This is a genomic window from Anaerobacterium chartisolvens (assembly GCF_003337415.1).
GTDB lineage: Bacteria > Bacillota > Clostridia > Acetivibrionales > DSM-27016 > Anaerobacterium > Anaerobacterium chartisolvens.
This window is the reverse complement of the sequence record NZ_QPJT01000002.1, coordinates 158,376-175,290: the sequence shown is the minus strand read 5'-3', so window position 1 is coordinate 175,290 and position 16,915 is coordinate 158,376. Positions and strand designations below refer to the sequence as shown.

General features: G+C 41.4%; 17 protein-coding genes. 5 read left to right on the top strand and 12 right to left on the bottom strand.

Features of this window, described 5'->3' with window-relative positions; genetic code table 11:
* The 4 genes from DFR58_RS21735 to DFR58_RS02405 all read left to right on the top strand — a co-directional run.
* Positions 1-774 (top strand): Ig-like domain-containing protein (locus DFR58_RS21735; RefSeq protein ID WP_170138000.1); only part of this gene is annotated, 774 nt, incomplete at its 5' end.
* Positions 775-1,035: 261 nt separating this feature from the next.
* Positions 1,036-2,070 (top strand): BtrH N-terminal domain-containing protein, encoded by a 1,035-nt coding sequence (locus DFR58_RS02415; protein WP_114296213.1) that lies wholly within the window; start codon positions 1,036-1,038, stop codon positions 2,068-2,070.
* Between the two features lie 64 nt (positions 2,071-2,134).
* The gene (locus DFR58_RS02410) at positions 2,135-3,148 is read left to right on the top strand and encodes a hypothetical protein (protein ID WP_114296212.1); all 1,014 of its coding nucleotides are present in this window, start codon (positions 2,135-2,137) and stop codon (positions 3,146-3,148) included.
* Positions 3,148-3,753 (top strand): hypothetical protein, encoded by a 606-nt coding sequence (locus DFR58_RS02405; protein ID WP_114296211.1) that lies wholly within the window; start codon positions 3,148-3,150, stop codon positions 3,751-3,753. The genes DFR58_RS02410 and DFR58_RS02405 overlap by 1 nt, the downstream gene beginning before the upstream one ends.
* 112 nt (positions 3,754-3,865) lie before the next feature.
* On the opposite strand, the gene DFR58_RS02400 is transcribed toward DFR58_RS02405, so the two are convergent.
* The 12 genes from DFR58_RS02400 to DFR58_RS02345 all read right to left on the bottom strand — a co-directional run bounded on the left by DFR58_RS02400 (position 3,866) and on the right by DFR58_RS02345 (position 14,956).
* Positions 3,866-5,083 carry an ROK family protein gene (locus DFR58_RS02400; RefSeq protein ID WP_114296210.1) on the bottom strand — a complete coding sequence of 406 codons (1,218 nt, stop codon included), beginning with the start codon at positions 5,081-5,083 and terminating at the stop codon, positions 3,866-3,868.
* 134 nt (positions 5,084-5,217) lie between these two features.
* Positions 5,218-6,003 (bottom strand): sulfite exporter TauE/SafE family protein, encoded by a 786-nt coding sequence (locus tag DFR58_RS02395; protein WP_114296209.1) that lies wholly within the window; start codon positions 6,001-6,003, stop codon positions 5,218-5,220.
* Entirely contained in the window at positions 6,000-7,130 is a 1,131-nt protein-coding gene (locus DFR58_RS02390; protein ID WP_114296208.1) for an iron-containing alcohol dehydrogenase family protein, read from the bottom strand. The genes DFR58_RS02395 and DFR58_RS02390 overlap by 4 nt, the downstream gene beginning before the upstream one ends.
* Positions 7,131-7,190: 60 nt before the next feature.
* Positions 7,191-7,667 carry an RpiB/LacA/LacB family sugar-phosphate isomerase gene (locus DFR58_RS02385; protein WP_114296207.1) on the bottom strand — a complete coding sequence of 159 codons (477 nt, stop codon included), beginning with the start codon at positions 7,665-7,667 and terminating at the stop codon, positions 7,191-7,193.
* Positions 7,668-7,671: 4 nt separating this feature from the next.
* Positions 7,672-8,619 (bottom strand): transketolase family protein, encoded by a 948-nt coding sequence (locus tag DFR58_RS02380; RefSeq protein WP_114296206.1) that lies wholly within the window; start codon positions 8,617-8,619, stop codon positions 7,672-7,674.
* A gap of 15 nt (positions 8,620-8,634) precedes the next feature.
* Positions 8,635-9,459: a transketolase gene (locus DFR58_RS02375; protein WP_114296205.1), complete on the bottom strand. Its 825-nt coding sequence runs from the start codon at positions 9,457-9,459 to the stop codon at positions 8,635-8,637.
* Positions 9,460-9,597: 138 nt separating this feature from the next.
* Positions 9,598-10,605: a zinc-dependent alcohol dehydrogenase gene (locus DFR58_RS02370; protein ID WP_114296204.1), complete on the bottom strand. Its 1,008-nt coding sequence runs from the start codon at positions 10,603-10,605 to the stop codon at positions 9,598-9,600.
* 66 nt (positions 10,606-10,671) lie between these two features.
* On the bottom strand, positions 10,672-11,415 hold the full coding sequence (locus tag DFR58_RS02365) for an ABC transporter ATP-binding protein (RefSeq protein WP_114296203.1): 744 nt from the start codon (positions 11,413-11,415) through the stop codon (positions 10,672-10,674).
* A 31-nt stretch (positions 11,416-11,446) separates the two neighbouring features.
* Positions 11,447-12,220: an ABC transporter ATP-binding protein gene (locus tag DFR58_RS02360; RefSeq protein WP_114296202.1), complete on the bottom strand. Its 774-nt coding sequence runs from the start codon at positions 12,218-12,220 to the stop codon at positions 11,447-11,449.
* Positions 12,205-12,978: an ABC transporter permease gene (locus tag DFR58_RS02355; protein ID WP_114296201.1), complete on the bottom strand. Its 774-nt coding sequence runs from the start codon at positions 12,976-12,978 to the stop codon at positions 12,205-12,207. Before DFR58_RS02355 ends, DFR58_RS02360 begins: the two co-directional genes overlap by 16 nt.
* A complete protein-coding gene (locus tag DFR58_RS02350) occupies positions 12,975-13,760 on the bottom strand; it encodes an ABC transporter permease (RefSeq protein ID WP_242987358.1) in 786 nt (261 codons plus the stop codon). The genes DFR58_RS02355 and DFR58_RS02350 overlap by 4 nt, the downstream gene beginning before the upstream one ends.
* Positions 13,761-13,846: 86 nt before the next feature.
* A complete protein-coding gene (locus DFR58_RS02345) occupies positions 13,847-14,956 on the bottom strand; it encodes an ABC transporter substrate-binding protein (RefSeq protein ID WP_114296200.1) in 1,110 nt (369 codons plus the stop codon).
* A gap of 604 nt (positions 14,957-15,560) precedes the next feature.
* On the opposite strand from DFR58_RS02345, the gene DFR58_RS02340 reads away from it, so the two are divergent.
* Entirely contained in the window at positions 15,561-16,874 is a 1,314-nt protein-coding gene (locus tag DFR58_RS02340; RefSeq protein WP_114296199.1) for a TubC N-terminal docking domain-related protein, read from the top strand.
* Positions 16,875-16,915 lie beyond the last annotated feature (41 nt).

The window sequence follows — 16,915 nt, the reverse complement described above, 5'->3', positions numbered from 1 at the left end:
CCATCAGTTGCAGCACCCGGCGGACGCGGCTACATGACTCCTCAAGCTGTAATAGCAAAGGATTCCGCCGGCAACCCGCTCCCCGGTATCCCCGTCACGTTTGAAGTCCCTGCCAACGGCTACCTGACATGCGTTATGCGAGGATATAATAAAAACACAATAACGGTGACTACAGACTCAAACGGAATGGCCTCCGCTGCAAATACCCACCAGGATTTTCTGGGAGAAGGCTTCCAGGTATACTCACAATACCCCGCCATCACCCAGACATTGCAGGTGAAGGCAACCGCCCCCGGCGCCAATACAGTTTCGTTCAATGTAAAGGTAGCAACGGTAATTCCCGGAACCACGCCTGTCGATCCTCCTACCAACGGAACATTATTTGCAGTCTCCCCCGTGGAACAGCAGATTAGCCTGTCAAATCCATCAGCCGCAGCACCCGGCGGACGCGGCTACATGACTCCTCAAGCTGTAATCGCAAAGGACTCCGCCGGCAACCCGCTCCCCGGTGTTGCCGTTACATTTGAAGTCCCTGCCAACGGCTACCTGACATGCGTTATGCGAGGATATAACAAAAACACAATAACGGTAACTACAGACTCAAACGGAATGGCCTCCGCTGCAAATACTCACCAGAGTTTTCTTGGAGAAGGCTTCCAGGTATACTCGCAATACAGCCACATCACTCAGACATTGCAGGTGAAGGCAACCGCTCCCGGCTTAAAAGCAGTTACATTTAATGTAAAAGTAGGGACTGTAGGCTATAAATTTTAAATCCCTGTTTAATCAGATAGGCCACAAGAGCTAAAAAACTAATACATAGGGGGACGCTGGCAACATATGTTAGCAGCGTCCCCCTTTTTTGTTTCACAATATAAACACAGCATATGTGAAAATACAATTGAAAATAATTGTTTTTAATGATAAAATATTGTAGTAAATTACATAATATGATTTTACAGGCAATAACCTCCGTAAAATCAGTTTCACACTGAATTTTTGTTATGCATTTTTTTTATAAAGGAGGTCATTTATTTGAATAACGCAACCAAAGATAATGCTATGCTGCAAGTAAGGTACCCGCTCATTACATCCTATACATCCGACGCGCATATGCTGGCTATACTTAGCGCCTATCCGCATACTGAAGAGTGGGTATTCAATAACTACATCAATCTCTTGGGTGAAGAGCCTTCAATTAGGAATGATTTTTCAATATTAAGATTTCACTCCTGGTTAATAAGAAAAGCATGTCCCTATTTTAAAATAAGATATTTTGACAAGAAGTTTTTTGACTCGGATATAACTGAGTTTATTATTTCAAAAATAGACTCAGGCAATTATGTCACTATATTATACGATCAATACTATATTCCAAGTTCAACAAACTATAACAGAACCCATTTTGCACACGAACTGTTAATTTACGGTTATGATAGAAAAATGAAGGTATTTTATGTGGCGGATTTCTTCGAAAACAGCAGATATACATTTGCGGCCGAACCCTTCATCCATGTAGAAAGAGCAATAATTAGCGCATTGGAATCTGAACCGTTCTCATGCAATGAAATAGAATTCTGCAATGTAAATTATAAGTTTAACAATTATTTTCTGTACAATTCTTTAAACAACTTTCTATACTCTAAAAACACAATAGCAGAAGGCGAAAATGTCGTCTTCTCAGACTGTGAAAAGGAACAGATACAAAAAGGTAAATATATATTCGGCATAAAGACCTACGGTTTACTGAAGCGAATATTGTCGGAGGTATTGCATGATATAATGGATTTCAGCGATATCAGGCCCTTACACGTGATCCTTGATCATAAAATAATGATGTGCGAACGGCTAAAGTATCTGGTAAATGCCGGTGTGCTGGATGGTACTGATCCTATCATAGCCCAATACTCAGACATAAAGGATATATGTCAAGCCAACCGCAACCTTTTTATTAAATTTGGCATGACAAGGGACTTAGGTCTAATAGATAAAATATTTTATAAGATGGACATAATGGAATCCTTAGAAATAGAAGCAATAACTTATTTTATCAAAAAATTGTCCGTTTAACATATGTTTAAAAGAAGGTCTGTTCAAGGAGAGACCCTTAAATAAAGAGAGGAAACAATTTAAAATGAGGACTAAAATCGAATTGGAGAATATAGAACCATTTTGTGAGGCATGGTATATAGACTGCTTTTATAATTTAGTCTTTTCCGTACTTAAGCATTTTAACAAGGATATAAGGGAGCTGCTGGTTAACGACATCTTTTTGTATAAATATTCCAAGAACTCCCTTACCATGACTGTAAAAAGCATAAGGCCACTCAACGAGCTGCAGAATGATATTGGCATAGCAGTTGAAGAAATAGCCCCCGGCGAAAACCTGATAGTGGATTTTACGGAGCTTTTATCAAAAGGCAGCCCTCTTATTGTATTGCAGGATCTTTACTTTGCATCGTACAGGAATGAGTTTTACATGAAAAATCATCACCTACACACTGTGCTTTTATATGGATTTGACAAAGACGAAAAATACTTTAATATTGTTGAACAAAGCTTTATGGACAGTTATTTTTATAAAAAAATGTATGCGTCATTTTCAGATATATTTAATGCCTGTGAAGGCGCATTCAACAATTTTTCGGACAAAGCCGTTTCCAATATGGGATTTTATTTGAAGGATCCATCTGCGCCATGTAACCGTCCAACGGATTTAAATATATACCGGCAAAAGCTTATTGAAAATTATTTAAAGCATAAGTCAGAGGTTGAGGAGTCTATTATTCATATTGAGAATTTTTATAATGACTTCAAAGATATAATCTTAAGGGAGGCTTTATTTTGGGAGAATGTCGATTCGATCATTGAAAATTGTAATTTGATAATTAGTAATAAGAAAGCCGATTTGTATAAATATATTAAACTATTCGACTCGCAGCCGGAGTTAAAATTGCATCTGATTGAATCGATTATAAACGAATGGGAAACAATCAGAGGATTGCTCCTTAAGCTCAGACTGACAATGTCGTATAAAATGCAATTATTAAATTCTTCAATGAACAGAATAAATAATATTATCCGGCTGGAGCATGAGTTCCACAATGAGTTTAATAAATTTGCCGAAAAAACAAGGGGAAATAAATAATGACAGAGTTCTTTTGTATGGATTTAAAAAGCTATTTTAACCATAAGCTTATTGCCGAAGATAATTGCTCCGACATGGTTAAGTCAAGATTTGACAGCTATGGAATATCAGAGCCCGGCCGCAAGGAAAGAGTGCTTTATAGCCCCCGCTCCCTTCCGAATTCCCTTGAGCATATCAAGCCCAATAATATATTATTTATTTTCCCGGATAGTTCAATAGATAAGTACGATAATATTTCGTGTGAGGGAGAGGTCATTTATACTCCTGATTTAATGTGTACATCCGTATGCTTTCTTGGATTATCCGATACCTCCAATTTAAAAGATAAAGTCAGGCTGATTTTTTCAGACGGCTCGTCCGGGGAAATTGAAATCTTATTCTATAAATGGCTTCAAGGTGAAAACCTATATATAACCGATATCAAAAATGAAGATTGTAAAATAGCGCTGAAATCAATTAAGGATAACGCATCAATAGGATATATATACAGCTATGAAGCAAAGGTACCGGAAGACGGGAAAAGGTTGTCATGCATAGTGCTTCCTATCAACCCCTGCTTGCATATATTATCCATAACCCTTAAATTCGCCCCCGATTCACTATAATTCCAAGTAATACTGCGTTTTTAACAATTGAACGCCCATCACCAAGCAAGCCTTGCAGACCAATGCCCATGATTATTTTGATTTTATCATAGAAAGCTTATTTTACTGCGGCTTATTTCACAGTCTCATTAAACAGCATTTTATTAGCCACAATAGCAACCGGGCCGATGTAGTTTAATTTCTGCATAATAGAGCTTGTGACTATAAAATCCTCTTTATAGCTCCCATTATTAATTAACTTATAGTTCTCCACAAATCTGTTATATATCTCTTTATTTTCAAAAGCCTTTCCAAACAGCAACACCCTCCTCGGCGAAAGCAGGGTTACCGCATTGCTTAATATAATAGCAAGATTTTCAATTATACCGTTAATATATCTCTGTATCGGTTCATCACTTGAATCAATGTAATCAAATACATTATCAACATTAAGATTTTGAATATTCCCCGAAAGCCTTTCCAAAAGCTCAACTGCATTTTCTTTGGAAACAATCTCCTTAATAGCCTTATACACCGCTCCTTTAGAAGCAATTGTTTCTATACAGCCCCTTCTTCCGCATCTGCATAAGCTGCCGTTCCTGTCCACAATAAAATGCCCCAGAGAGGATGATTTGAAATTTTCCCCCACATATATTTCTTTGTTAATTACAACAGCCGACCCCACCCCGGGCCCCCATTTCATAAACAGCATATTGTCAACATCCCTTGACCTGCCATATACAATTTCCCCTAATGCAAAGGCTCTTACATTATTATCAATGAACACAGGAAGCAAAAGCTCCTTTTCAATAATCTCCTTAACCGGAACTTCCTCCTGCCAAATGTCGTATGCCGCCCTGCTTATACCATTATCTCTGTCTACAGAGCCTATTATTCCAACGCCTATGCCAAGGATGTCATTTTTTTGTATGTCGGCCTCCCAAAGCATTCTGATACAATTATTGTTTATCATTCTAAGGTAGCTCCCGGGAGAAACGGTGTTGTCGGTATCAATTTTTTTTGAAAGAATACTGTCTCCTTTCAAATCGGCTATGCTAAGATAAGTAAAATCAGGCTCAATATTTATGCCTATTATATATTTATAATTTCTATTTATATCAATCAGCAGCTTTTTTCTGCCTGCGCGCTTTTCTTCCTCAACCTCGCCTTTCTCAATAATAATGCCTTCCTCGATTAACTCATGGCAAAGAATAGTCACAGCCGCCGGTGTCAATTCCAAAATTGCGGCGATGTCCTTTCTTGGCATCGCTCCATTGGCATTAAGGGTTCTTAAAATTGATACCCTGTTTTTTATCCTTACATTTTCCAAGTTAATCCCGGCTTTTGCCATTGCGCTTATCCTCCGCTTATATACTACTATATATATTGTCTAATATTTAATAAACTTTGACAAGAAATATTTTAATATCGGTGTATCCTTTGCCTTCGAGGCCGAATAATTTCCCCTTTGAGTTAAAAGTCCCGCTATATTAGCATGAACACTCCCGAAATCAGCAACACTCCGTAAACAACCTTTGTAAAGGAATTCCCCTTTATCTTTCTATGGGCATAATTCCCAAGTATCATTCCCACCACAAGGAATGGCAGCGTCCATAAAAGCAGCTCCAGCACCGGAGGGGTCATTGCCCCCTGCCTGACATTTTTAAAAATTATAATGCTGTTAAGAGTAAACCACAGCATACATATCGTCGCCCTGAAATTGCTTTTATCGGGAAGCGCCTCAGCGGCGTAAATAACAATAAAAGGCCCTCCCGAGCCAAAGGCTCCGTGAATAATGCCTCCAAGAAAGAGAATAAAATTAAGCAGATATTTTTTTACTTTCGACATCCCTGTCGCGGCCTTCCCAGCAGCACGACCAGCCTCCCCGCACCCGCAAGCCGCAGCCGGCTTTGCTTTAAAAGCCGCATAAAGCCCCCGGACAGATACGGCAATCATAAAAATTCCCAGTACCCTTTTTAATATTGCATCGGGCAGAAAGGTAAACAGCCACATTCCAATAGGAAGGCCCAGTATGACAAAGGATACTATTTTTATGAATTCCCTCCAAACAATGCTTTTAAAGTCGATAATAATGATATAGAGGGCCAGAAGCCACGCAATAACTACAAGAACGGGCACGGCTGTTTTTATGCCTGCAAGTGAAGTACAAAAGGGAAGGGCCAGGACAGTGCATCCAAAGCCCGTTATTCCCTCAATAAAATGTGTTACCATAACAACCAGGCCAAACAATAGAATACGCAATAGGCTCATCTGGATTTCTCCTTCAAGCTCCTGTACATTTTCAGAATGCTTTCCAGATCCATGGCAACAGGATTATTCAACATATTTGGATGCTGGCTGAGCCGCGCCAGTTCCTCCAGTTTTTCTTCAGGAATGCCTGCGTCAGCCAGAGTAATCTTCATGTTCATCGCCCTTTTCATTTCAAGTATGCTGTCTGCCATGCCGTATGCGTCGGTAAAGCCAAGCATCCTTGCAAAGCCATGAAGCCTCCCGTTTTCCGCTTCCGCATTAATCCTTGTAAAAGCGTCCAGTGTGAAAGCGCAAGCCTCCCCATGGGGAATGTGATATACACTGGTAAGCGGGAAAGAGCAGGCATGAGATCCAGCCGTCTTAGGAAGGCCGAAGGCGAGCCCCGCCATTACCGACGCTTCGCTCATTTTTTCTCTTGCTTCCAAATTCCCTGCATCTAAGTAAGCCGGCAGCAGATATTCAAAGACCAGCCTTGCGGAATGTAATGCCATAGCGTCACATATGGGCTGGTGGTTTTTGCTCCAAAAGCCCTCCAGAGCATGGGACAAAACATCCATGCCGGTGGATGCTGTAATAGCCGAAGGCACCGTCAATGTCAATGCGGCATCAATAATGGCGCACATGGGAAAGAAGTTGTCCGATACCAGAGGTGCCTTAACCCCTCTTTCGGGATCCGAAAGCACAGCCACAGGCGTGACCTCGCTTCCCGTACCCGATGTCGTCGGGATGGCAATCAGAGGGATAAAATCCTTTTCAAACTTCCTTTTTCCGCTGTGGAACTCAACCACCGAATAAGGAGTCCTGCAAACCGAGCAGGCGGCCTTGGCACAGTCAAGGGAGCTTCCGCCCCCAAGGGCCGCAACAAATTCAATATTTTTTTCACGGATAAGCCTTGCACAGTCATCAACATTTGTTACCGTAGGATTTGGTGTGATATCCGAGAAAACTTCGATAAGAGCCCCCCGAGAATAATCAGACACTTTAGATGCCAATCCGTTTTTCACAAAAACCGGGTCGCTGACTAAAAGGCCGTTTTTTAAGCCAAAGCCGGCAAATATTTTATCCAGCGATTCTACCTTTCCTGTTCCGAAAATCAGCTTTACCGGTTGAGAATACGTCCATTCCATTTTCTATCCTTCCTTTCGCTGTGCTTAAGCGGCATAAATATTTTTAATTGCCGGCTCATGCTACTCTCCGTAAATATCATTTTCAATATCCGCCACTTTTCCAGCGGCCTTTTTGAGGAATTCCTGCCTCCACTCCTCCAGACCCTGTGTGAATTCAGTGTTAAGGAAGGCATCCACCAGTTCAAAGCCCATATTTTCCGCTATAATCCAGCCACCCATTGTCAGAATATTGGCATTATTGATGGCTCTGCATTTGACAGCACCGTATAAGCTTTCAACCACCGCGGCATAGACACCCTTGTATTTGTTTGCTACTATGGCCATGCCCATTCCAGTACCGCAAATCAGGATGCCTCTTTCATATTCCTTATTTTGTATCTTTTTGGCCACTACCGGCGCAACCTCAAAATACGGGATTCCTTTTTCAAAGTCCTGTGTCCCAAAGTCATCCACCTCATACCCTTTTTCCGTCAAATATTTCTTTATTGCTTCCTTCAAATAAAACCCCGATTTATCCGCTCCTAATGCAATCCTCATATTATCAGCCCTCACCTTTCTTCTTAATTACTTCAAAAGCAGCTTCTACTATATCTTCCGCCGTCATTTTATACTTTTTAAGCAAATAGTCCGTTTTGGCAACCTCGCCGAAGTGGTCGTTAACTCCTACAGCCTTTACAGGAGCGGGGCAATCCTCGGATAAAACCTCGCACACGGCTGATTTCAACCCTCCTATGATATTGTGATTTTCACATGTTACGGCGGCGCCTGTTTTCCTGACCGAATTTACCACCGCTTCCCTGTCAATGGGCTTGATTGTATGGATGTTAATCAGCTCGGCTTGGATTCCCTTTCCCTTCAGTATTTCACACGCCCGTGCGGCATGAGCCACCATTATCCCACTGGCAAAGATCGAAACATCCCCGCCCTCTTTGATAACATCTGCTTTGAAAAGGTCAAATTCGTAATCCTCGCCAAAAACAGCGGGTGCGGGCTTCCTGAAGAGCCGTATATATACCGGGCCGTCATACTTAATAAGCTCCGGCATTGCCTTTGCCATCTGCATACCGTCCACAGGCTCAAAAATAACCATACCCGGAATACTCCTTAAAACACCTATGTCCTCCATACTCATATGCGTACCGCCGTTTAACTCCGCGGATATTCCCGGATCTGAGCCTACAATCTTAACATTCCGTTTTGCGTACGCAATTGAAATTGCTACCTGGTCGCAAATACGCCGTGTGGCAAAAGGAGTGAACGAACCGATAAACGGTATGAATCCGTACGCAGCAAGCCCGGCGGCAACCGAAGCCATATTTTGCTCTGCAACACCCACATCAAAAGCCCTGTCGGGAAATTTGCTTCTTAGCCCCAAAGTCCCGTTGGCTCTGGCAAGATCCGCGTCTATACATACCACTCTTTCATCCTCTTGCATGATCCTTTCAAGCTCGCCGGCAAACACCTGTCTCATTTCCATATTCTCATACATATCCTCTTGCCCCTCCTATTCAAGTTCTTTCAAAGCCTGCAGCCTCTGTTCTTCCGTCACAGGCATATTGTGGCTGGCAGCCCCTGCATTTTCAGCAAATTTAACGCCCTTGCCTTTAATTGTATTAAGTATAATCATTGTGGGCTTTTCGTCACTTTTCTTAGCCTCCGAAATAGCTGCGGATATTTCCTCCACATCATGTCCGTCCTTTACTACAATGGCATTCCAGCCGAAGGCTCTCCACTTAAGGTCAAGAGGGTCCAGCCCATTTACTTCTTCCACGCTCCCGTCAATCTGAAGCTTGTTGTAATCTGTAAAGCCTATAAGATTATTGAGCCTTTGCTGAGACGCAAACATGGCCGCTTCCCAAATCTGGCCCTCCTGACTTTCCCCGTCGCCTACGATAGTATATATTGTGGCATTGTCCTTCTTTATCTTTGAGCCCTTTGCCATCCCTACCGCACAAGAAAATCCCTGTCCGAGAGAGCCTGCCGTCATATCAATGCCTCTGGTTTTCAGCATGTCGCAGTGGCTTGGCAGAGATGTCTCAGGACGGTTCAGCGTATCGAGAAGGCATACGTCAAAATAGCCCTTATCTGCCAGAACAGAGTAGAGCGCCGGTCCCGCGTGCCCTTTGGACAGTACAAACCTGTCCCTCCCTTCCATGCCGGGATTCTCCGGGTCTATATTCATTTCCTTGTAATAAAGCACTACCAGCGCTTCCACAACGGATAAGCATCCTCCAACGTGTCCGACACCCAGCTTACCAATGGAATCCATTGTCAATTTTCTGATTTGCCTGCTTTTTTCAATTAAAAAAGCAGATCCGCTATTGTTCATTGTCAGTCCCCCTTATACAAATAATTGGTTAAATTTTTTAATCAATAAGCCCGCAAATATCCAAATATATACTAAAAAATACTTCTTCCTTAAAAGCGGCAGAATAAATATATAGAGCTGCCGGAGCTTAAAAAGAGCCTAAGAAACCTTTATGATGACCTTTGTTCCTGATTTTGAATTTAAAGCTTCTTCATAAGCCTCATTCACTTCCTCCAATTTATATATTTTATCTGTCACTATTTTGCTGAAAATCTCCTTTAAAGGAGTGGACATCAGCTCCGCTGCCTCTACCAGATCCTTCTTTGTATACATCTGGCTTCCTATAAAGAAGGTTTCATATTTGCACATCTGGAAAATGCTTGTTTCTATTTCCCTTGAAAAGGTTCCTAAAATAACCATTACTTCAGGAGAAGGCACAATATCCCTTAGCATCTCAAAAACCGCTTTATTTCCAGTGCATTCAAAGGCTACCGGCCTTGCTCCCTCTTCCCCGGTAAAATCTGTAATTTTATTAATGACCTTAAAGCCCAACCCCTTGGCAAAATTTATTCTGTCCTGATTAATCTCCACAATGGTAACATTGCAGCCCCTGACCTCCTTTAAAAGCAGCCCGATAAGAACGCCAATTGTTCCCGCTCCTGTTATAATGACCTCCTTGCCGCTATACCTCACCTTTTCTAATAACCCCGTGCTGTGAACAGCAACAGCCGCAGGCTCCAGCAACGCCCCCTGCAAATCTCCGCAGTCATCGGGTAAAACAATCAAATTATCTACAGGTATAGCTACTTCCTCCGCAAGGCAGCCGGAGGTCTGAAAACCTATTACTTTTCTGTCAATGCATAAATTGGGCTGTTCCAATTTGCAATATTCACATTCCCCGCATCCCATCAGAGGCACAACAGCTACCCTGTCACCCAACTTCAGCCTTTCCTCGCCTGTACTCACCTGAGTTACAACTCCAACCGCTTCATGTCCCAATACCACCGGCGCCTTAACCTTGGGGTGGTGCCCGATATATACATGCAGATCGGAGCCGCATATTCCGCAATACAATATTTTTACCACAGCTTGGCCTTTGTTGGCTTTAGGCTTGTCTGCTTCTTCGATAATAAATTTTTTTGTTTCTACCAGCCTTGCTTGCTTCATAAAATTCCCTCCCAAGCTAATCTTACCCCAGCCTTTGCTTCCAATCGTCAAATATTTGAGTGAGGACTACCACCACTTAATCATATCCGTCACCTTTTGACGTATATCAATAAACCTTGGATCAGCTATATTCCTCGGCCTTTCCAGATCTATAACAACCTCCGATTTGACAGTAGTAGGCTTCTGTGACAGCACCAGGCATCTTTCTGCAAGATAGACCGCTTCTTCGATATTATGCGTAATAAATATAACTGTACTCCCCGTGGCCTTCCAAAGCTTTATTACCTCATCCTCCAGATAATAGCGCAGCTTTATATCCATCTGACCGTAAGGCTCATCCATCAAAAGCAGGTCGGGGTGCATGGCAAAGGACCTTCCTATAACTATCCTCTGCTCCGTACTGGCTGAAAGCTGGTGCGGATACGACTTCCTGAACTTTTCAAGACCAAGAAGTCCGATAATCTGATCCGTCCTCTCTTTAATTATCCCTTCGGCTACCTTTTTTGTTTCCAGTCCATACCTTATATTCTGTTCCACAGTAAGCCATGGAAATGCCGAAGGCTCCTGAAACACAAAGGACAGGTTATGCTTCTTAGGGTCTGCCGGTTCCCCGTCAATCAGTATCTGCCCCTCTGTTGGTTCAATAAGCTTTACCAAAAGATTTAAAAAGGTAGTCTTCCCGCAGCCTGTAGGACCAACGATACACAAGAATTCTCCCTTTTTTATATCAAAGGACGCATTGTCAAGCACCAATAAATCACCGAATTTCTTTGTCAGGTTTTTGACTTGAACTTTTATATCACTGCCCATTTCCGTTTCCTCCAAACTCCACAAATTTTTTCTATAAAGCCAGATCGGTGTTATCCGCTATTTCCTTTCTCAACTGGAGAAATTCAAGGGCCATGTAGTCTCTCGGCCTTTCCAGCTTGGGAATGTATTCGGCCTTAACCGTCGCAGGGCAGCCGCTTAACAAAATGATTCTGTCCCCCAGATAGATTGCTTCCTCTATATTATTGGTAACAAATATTACCGTTCTTTTATCCTTTCTCCACATTTTCAGAATTTCTTCTCCCATCTGATAACGCGTCTGTGCATCCAAGGCACCGAAGGGTTCGTCCATCAACAATATATCCGATTCGCTGGCATACGCCCTTGCAATTCCCACCCTCTGCTTCATACCGCCGGAGAGCTGTTTGGGATATGAATCCTCAAAATTCTCAAGGCCCACCAGCTTTATATAGTTTCTGGCACTTTTTCTTCTTTGCTCCTTGTCAATGCCTTTTAGCTTCTGGCTCATTTCTACATTTTCAATTACCGTTTTCCATGGAAACAGAGCATACTTCTGGAACACCATCCCTATTTCTCCCATTTTCATTTCCTTTATATCTTCTTTTCCATTTTCGTTCCCTTTAATATAATTGATTGTTCCCGATGTGGGAGTATCCAGCCCTGCCAGTATGTTCAGAAGCACCGTCTTTCCGCACTGTCCGGGTCCCAGTAATACAAGGAACTCATTTTCCTTCACATCAAGGGATATATTGTCTAAAACCTTTGTCTCCCCGCTTTTCTCAACAAAGGTCTTACAAAGATTTTTGATTCTTATCTTGTCTGCCATGGGCACATCTTCCTTTCAAACTTGGTTAAAGAGAACGTTATCAATGCGCTGACAAGTCCAATAACTATCATGCATACGATTATCAGCGACGAATCTCCCGACTCCATTCCTCTTACAATCAAAAAACCGACGCCCTGCTTTGCAACAACCATCTCTGCGGCAAGCACGCACATCCACCCGCTGCCAAGAGCAGTCTTCATTCCCGCAAGTATTGCAGGCAGGCTTGCAGGCATCGCAACATCCCAGAGAAGCTGTCTTTCATTGGCGCCAAGAACCTTTCCGGCACTAATCAACAGAGAATCTATCATTTTTATTCCGGAAAACGTATTGAGCACAATCGGAACAAAGGAACCGATAAAAACAATAACCACCTTTGGAGTTTCACCAATTCCAAACCACAGTATAACCAGAGGTATCCACGCAATGGGAGGAATTGGGCGTAAAATTTCAAATATCGGACCGAAGAAGGCATTGAAGCGTTTATTCCATCCCAGCATAACCCCAAGGAATATACCTGCAAAGCTTGCAATAAGGAATGCGATAATAACTCTTTTTAAGCTTACCAATAAATGTATGAAAATAGTGCCATTGGCTACAGGCTTATAAAGGAGCTCGATAAACCTCTTGAAGGTTTCAAAGGGAGTGGGGATAAGCCCTCCGCCGCTGATGGAGACATATGTCCATGCAAGCAGAAGCAGAAGCACAGATAAGGCGGACAAGCCCAGATAAAATTTATTTTTCAATATATTAGTTTTCATTTTTTTGCCCTCCATGGTGCTATTTTACTTTCAAACCGATTAAGGACAAAGGCCATAAGCGCTCCTGTAAAACCGATTGTCAGCATTCCCACAATAATGATGTCGGGCCTTATCAGAGTCCTTCCCATTTGGATCATATACCCCAGTCCGCTGGTTGAGGCCAGCAGCTCCGCTGCCACCAGAGTTGACCATGCTGCTCCAAGGGAAATCCTAAAGCCCGCAAACACCATAGGAATGGCGGAGGGAATACAAATTGTTTTGAATATGTGCCAGTTGGAAGCGCCAAAGGTTTTGGCAACATTTATTAACACCGGATTTGTAAGCTTCACTCCCACATAGGAATTTATTACGCACGGGACAAAAGCAGAAACAAATATTATAAACGCTTTTGCAGGCATTCCGATTCCCAAAAGGAGGATTATAATAGGAATCCATGCTATGGGAGGAATCGGCCTCACTATTTCAAAAATAGGGTTTGCAAAATACTCGATGGCTTTATACCATCCCATTAAAAGACCCAGCGGCGTTCCGATAACAATTGCCGCTATAAATCCGTATAACGAAAGCTGAAAGCTTGTTAAGAAATGATTTTGGATTGTATCTCCGTCAGGCTGCACTTCAGACAGCTTGGCGATAAACGTGCTTACAACCTCCCCTGGCTTGGCCATAGTCCTTTCAGAAATCAAACCGAGCGATATGGATAAGTGCCATATTAAAAAGAAAGTGGCAAGTCCGCATACAGACAAGATAATATTAGTTATATCATATTTTCTGGTTTGCAAAGTTTCAACCCCTCCTGATTTTAATATGACGGCGGCGGGCAGCAGTTGATACCCGCTGTCGTCATATTAACTACTAAATTACATTTCTATTTCTGTGTCAAGGCTTGAATAAACTGACCGTCAATAAAGTTGTTCTTCAGAAGCTTTTCCTTGTCTGCAGCCTTGATGGTTCCCTGTTCTATAAAGAAGTCAATAATTTTCTCCATTATGGTGTCAACCTCACGCTTTCCATACTCCCCCTTAAAAATCTTTGCTTCATAATCAAGGGTAGGAAGCGGACGATCCTCAACAAATTTCAGGGCTCCTGCTTCGTCATTCTTTATACCGTTATCAGTCTGCATCTGCAAAAGGAATTTGGCCTGTACGTTGATATCCTGATTGAGCTTATCACAAGCTTTAAAATACTCCTCCAGCCATTTTTTCACCGCATCAGGCCTTTCCTTAATAGCCTTGTCGCTGGCTACAATAACAGTAGGCATTACCTCACCCGTTGCAAGCCCGGATGAAACCTTAACCCAGCCCTCTGCGGGAGCATTATTATTAATGGGTGACCACAATGCGACTATATCTCCCTGTCCGGCTTTGAAAGCTGCAAACGCTTGCGGCACCTCCATATGAACTATCTTAACATCGTTCACTGTAAGTCCAAGCTTATCCAGAGTTGCAATTAACATAAAGTGTGCACTTGTAGCTGTGGGGCACAAAATTGTTTTACCCTTCCACAGCTCCGCCGTACCATAAATATCAGGGTGATCCTTCACTTCACCCTTCACCTTGGCAATAGGGCTGTCCGGCCTTACCCAGTAATCCACAGACACCGTATCGTCTACTGCAAAAGCGATAATGTGTGAATTATAGCCGACACCGCCTAAAATTGCCGGCGGCGAGCCCATTGCTCCCACTTCCCACTGATCTGCGCCTAAAGCTTCATTTTGTGAAGGCCCCGAAGTGAAAAATAAGATGTTGGCATCCAGTCCAGCCTCCTTAAACCAGCCTTCCTTCTGGGCTACATAGCTAGGTAATCCATGGCTGTAGGGCTGATGGCTGACATTAATCTTGACAACGCTTGGCTTCTCATTTTTGCCCCCACCATTCGCATCCGTACCGCCCTTCTGCGTTTCACCGCATCCGCCCATCACAATACCTGTCAGCAATGTAATCAGCACTACTGATAACACAGCCAGTCTCTTTCTCATACTATTTCCTCCTCATAATTAGGTTTTAAGGCTACATTTCAGCAACCCCATTATAATTCAAGGCTTTTAAGCCTTAAAATCTTGAGTTTTCTTAACTGAAGGAAAAGCAATAGAATTATTTTGAAATTTTTATTTGTGTTGAAATATTTATAAATCGCTGCTTGCTTGTAAGGTAAGTATCCCTATACGTATTTGTAATGATTTAATATTTTAATCAAACTTAGAAATCTGATACTGTACTGTATTCATATCGTTCTTTACTATCAAATCACAAATCATCATCAGGCTTGTAAATCAACGTTCTTAGTTCGCATTTATATCTTACTTCATAAATCAGTATATGTCAACTAATTTGTTAAAAATTCATTAAAATATTTAATTAATTATTTTTTGAGGATTATCTTTTTAGATACTATAGCAGAAACAGGCAGTAATAAGCTAAGTATACTTCAAAACAAAACATGTGAATTATGTTTTTAGCATGTGTAACAACATACCTTATTCGACAATTATTATAAAATTTATATGATATAATCCTATAAAGAAAGATAATTATATGTTATTTGCCTATTAATGATAGTATATTTGGGGGAGGGCTCAATTTATGTCGCAAGCATACAAAGGACTTGAAGAATATGATAGGCAACATCTGAAGGATTTTATTTCAGAGCTTGAAGGTAAGAATATAAGGCTTTGGCTTGAGAATGACTTGCTGTGTTATGAAGCACCAAAAGGTGCTATGGATGAAGAAGTAACTAAATTGCTGAAAAGCAGAAAAAATGAAATTATTAAATACTTTAAACATGAGCAAGGTTCACCTTCGGTTGATAATTTATCAGGGCATGCCCAAGAAAAACAATTAAAAGTGGCTATGCAGAGAGAAATCACCACATATCTTCACAGGAGCTTGCCTTTGTGCATTATTCTTGCCCACGAGAAGCTTCTTCCATGGTATTACTGCAAGTTTATTCAAATATTTTCCCATGCTGACAGCAACTGTTATGTGGAATTTAATTATTTGGAGAATTATGACTGCTGCAATGAGGTAGCGGACATTATATGCATGGGATATAACCTGCTAAAACACACTCCCGATATAATTGACTTTATTATTGAAAATATTAATATGGGATATTATTTAGTTATCAATGTGGATGAGTATTACCTGTGTAATAAGAATGCCTACAACAATAGTCATTTTGTCCATTCCTCCCTTATATATGGGTATGACAGCAAAGAAAGAAATTTAAAAGCGATAGGCTTTAACCATGATTACCTGTTTACTGAAATGACGTTTAGCTATAGTAAATTCAGGCAGGCTTTTGAAAGCGGGAAGCTTTGCTATAAGGAATCCGCTCCATGGTGTGAGTGGTCGTGCGTACAATTAATAAGGGCCAAACAATGCGATACAGAATACCCTTTTAGCTTAAATAAATTTACAGAGGAGCTTAGAAGCTATATATTTTCAATAGGGGACAGAGGAAAAATGTACTCTTTTGGATACAATGAGAATCAGGTTAAGTATGGGTTTGAAGTTCATAACGTGCTTACGGAGAATATAAAAAATCTCATCAACGGTACATTTACTATAGATTATAGAGCTATCCATCTTCTGGCTGAGCATAAAAAATGCCTCTATGACAGGCTGGAATATATAGCCTCCCGATATAATATATCTGAAGACTTTAAAGCCTTCAATTGTCAATATTTCGAAATAGTGGAGGAGTTTAATAAACTGAGAGTCAGATTTCTTGTTCAATCCTCAAGGCAGCCTGATGCCGGGGGATTGTCGGATGAGAATAAAAATGTATTCAACACCATAATTGATGGCATTAATGCTATTAAAAATCAGGAGTACATTATTTTAAAAGACATATATGAGTATCTTAAAAAAATACAGATTGAGACCATTTACTGATACCCTGAGTATAAATTATTCTAAAACTACATTCTTACAGG

Excerpts from the sequence above, each read along its gene's own strand:
- DFR58_RS02370 (WP_114296204.1), bottom strand. The coding sequence starts at position 10,605 with ATGAAGCAAGCAAGGCTGGTAGAAACAAAAAAATTTATTATCGAAGAA.
- DFR58_RS02390 (WP_114296208.1), bottom strand. The coding sequence starts at position 7,130 with ATGGAATGGACGTATTCTCAACCGGTAAAGCTGATTTTCGGAACAGGA.
- DFR58_RS02395 (WP_114296209.1), bottom strand. The coding sequence starts at position 6,003 with ATGAGCCTATTGCGTATTCTATTGTTTGGCCTGGTTGTTATGGTAACA.
- DFR58_RS02400 (WP_114296210.1), bottom strand. The coding sequence starts at position 5,083 with ATGGCAAAAGCCGGGATTAACTTGGAAAATGTAAGGATAAAAAACAGG.
- DFR58_RS02345 (WP_114296200.1), bottom strand. The coding sequence starts at position 14,956 with ATGAGAAAGAGACTGGCTGTGTTATCAGTAGTGCTGATTACATTGCTG.
- DFR58_RS02375 (WP_114296205.1), bottom strand. The coding sequence starts at position 9,459 with ATGAACAATAGCGGATCTGCTTTTTTAATTGAAAAAAGCAGGCAAATC.
- DFR58_RS02410 (WP_114296212.1), top strand. The coding sequence starts at position 2,135 with ATGAGGACTAAAATCGAATTGGAGAATATAGAACCATTTTGTGAGGCA.
- DFR58_RS02355 (WP_114296201.1), bottom strand. The coding sequence starts at position 12,978 with ATGAAAACTAATATATTGAAAAATAAATTTTATCTGGGCTTGTCCGCC.
- DFR58_RS02360 (WP_114296202.1), bottom strand. The coding sequence starts at position 12,220 with ATGGCAGACAAGATAAGAATCAAAAATCTTTGTAAGACCTTTGTTGAG.
- DFR58_RS02365 (WP_114296203.1), bottom strand. The coding sequence starts at position 11,415 with ATGGGCAGTGATATAAAAGTTCAAGTCAAAAACCTGACAAAGAAATTC.
- DFR58_RS02380 (WP_114296206.1), bottom strand. The coding sequence starts at position 8,619 with ATGTATGAGAATATGGAAATGAGACAGGTGTTTGCCGGCGAGCTTGAA.
- DFR58_RS02340 (WP_114296199.1), top strand. The coding sequence starts at position 15,561 with ATGTCGCAAGCATACAAAGGACTTGAAGAATATGATAGGCAACATCTG.
- DFR58_RS02405 (WP_114296211.1), top strand. The coding sequence starts at position 3,148 with ATGACAGAGTTCTTTTGTATGGATTTAAAAAGCTATTTTAACCATAAG.
- DFR58_RS02385 (WP_114296207.1), bottom strand. The coding sequence starts at position 7,667 with ATGAGGATTGCATTAGGAGCGGATAAATCGGGGTTTTATTTGAAGGAA.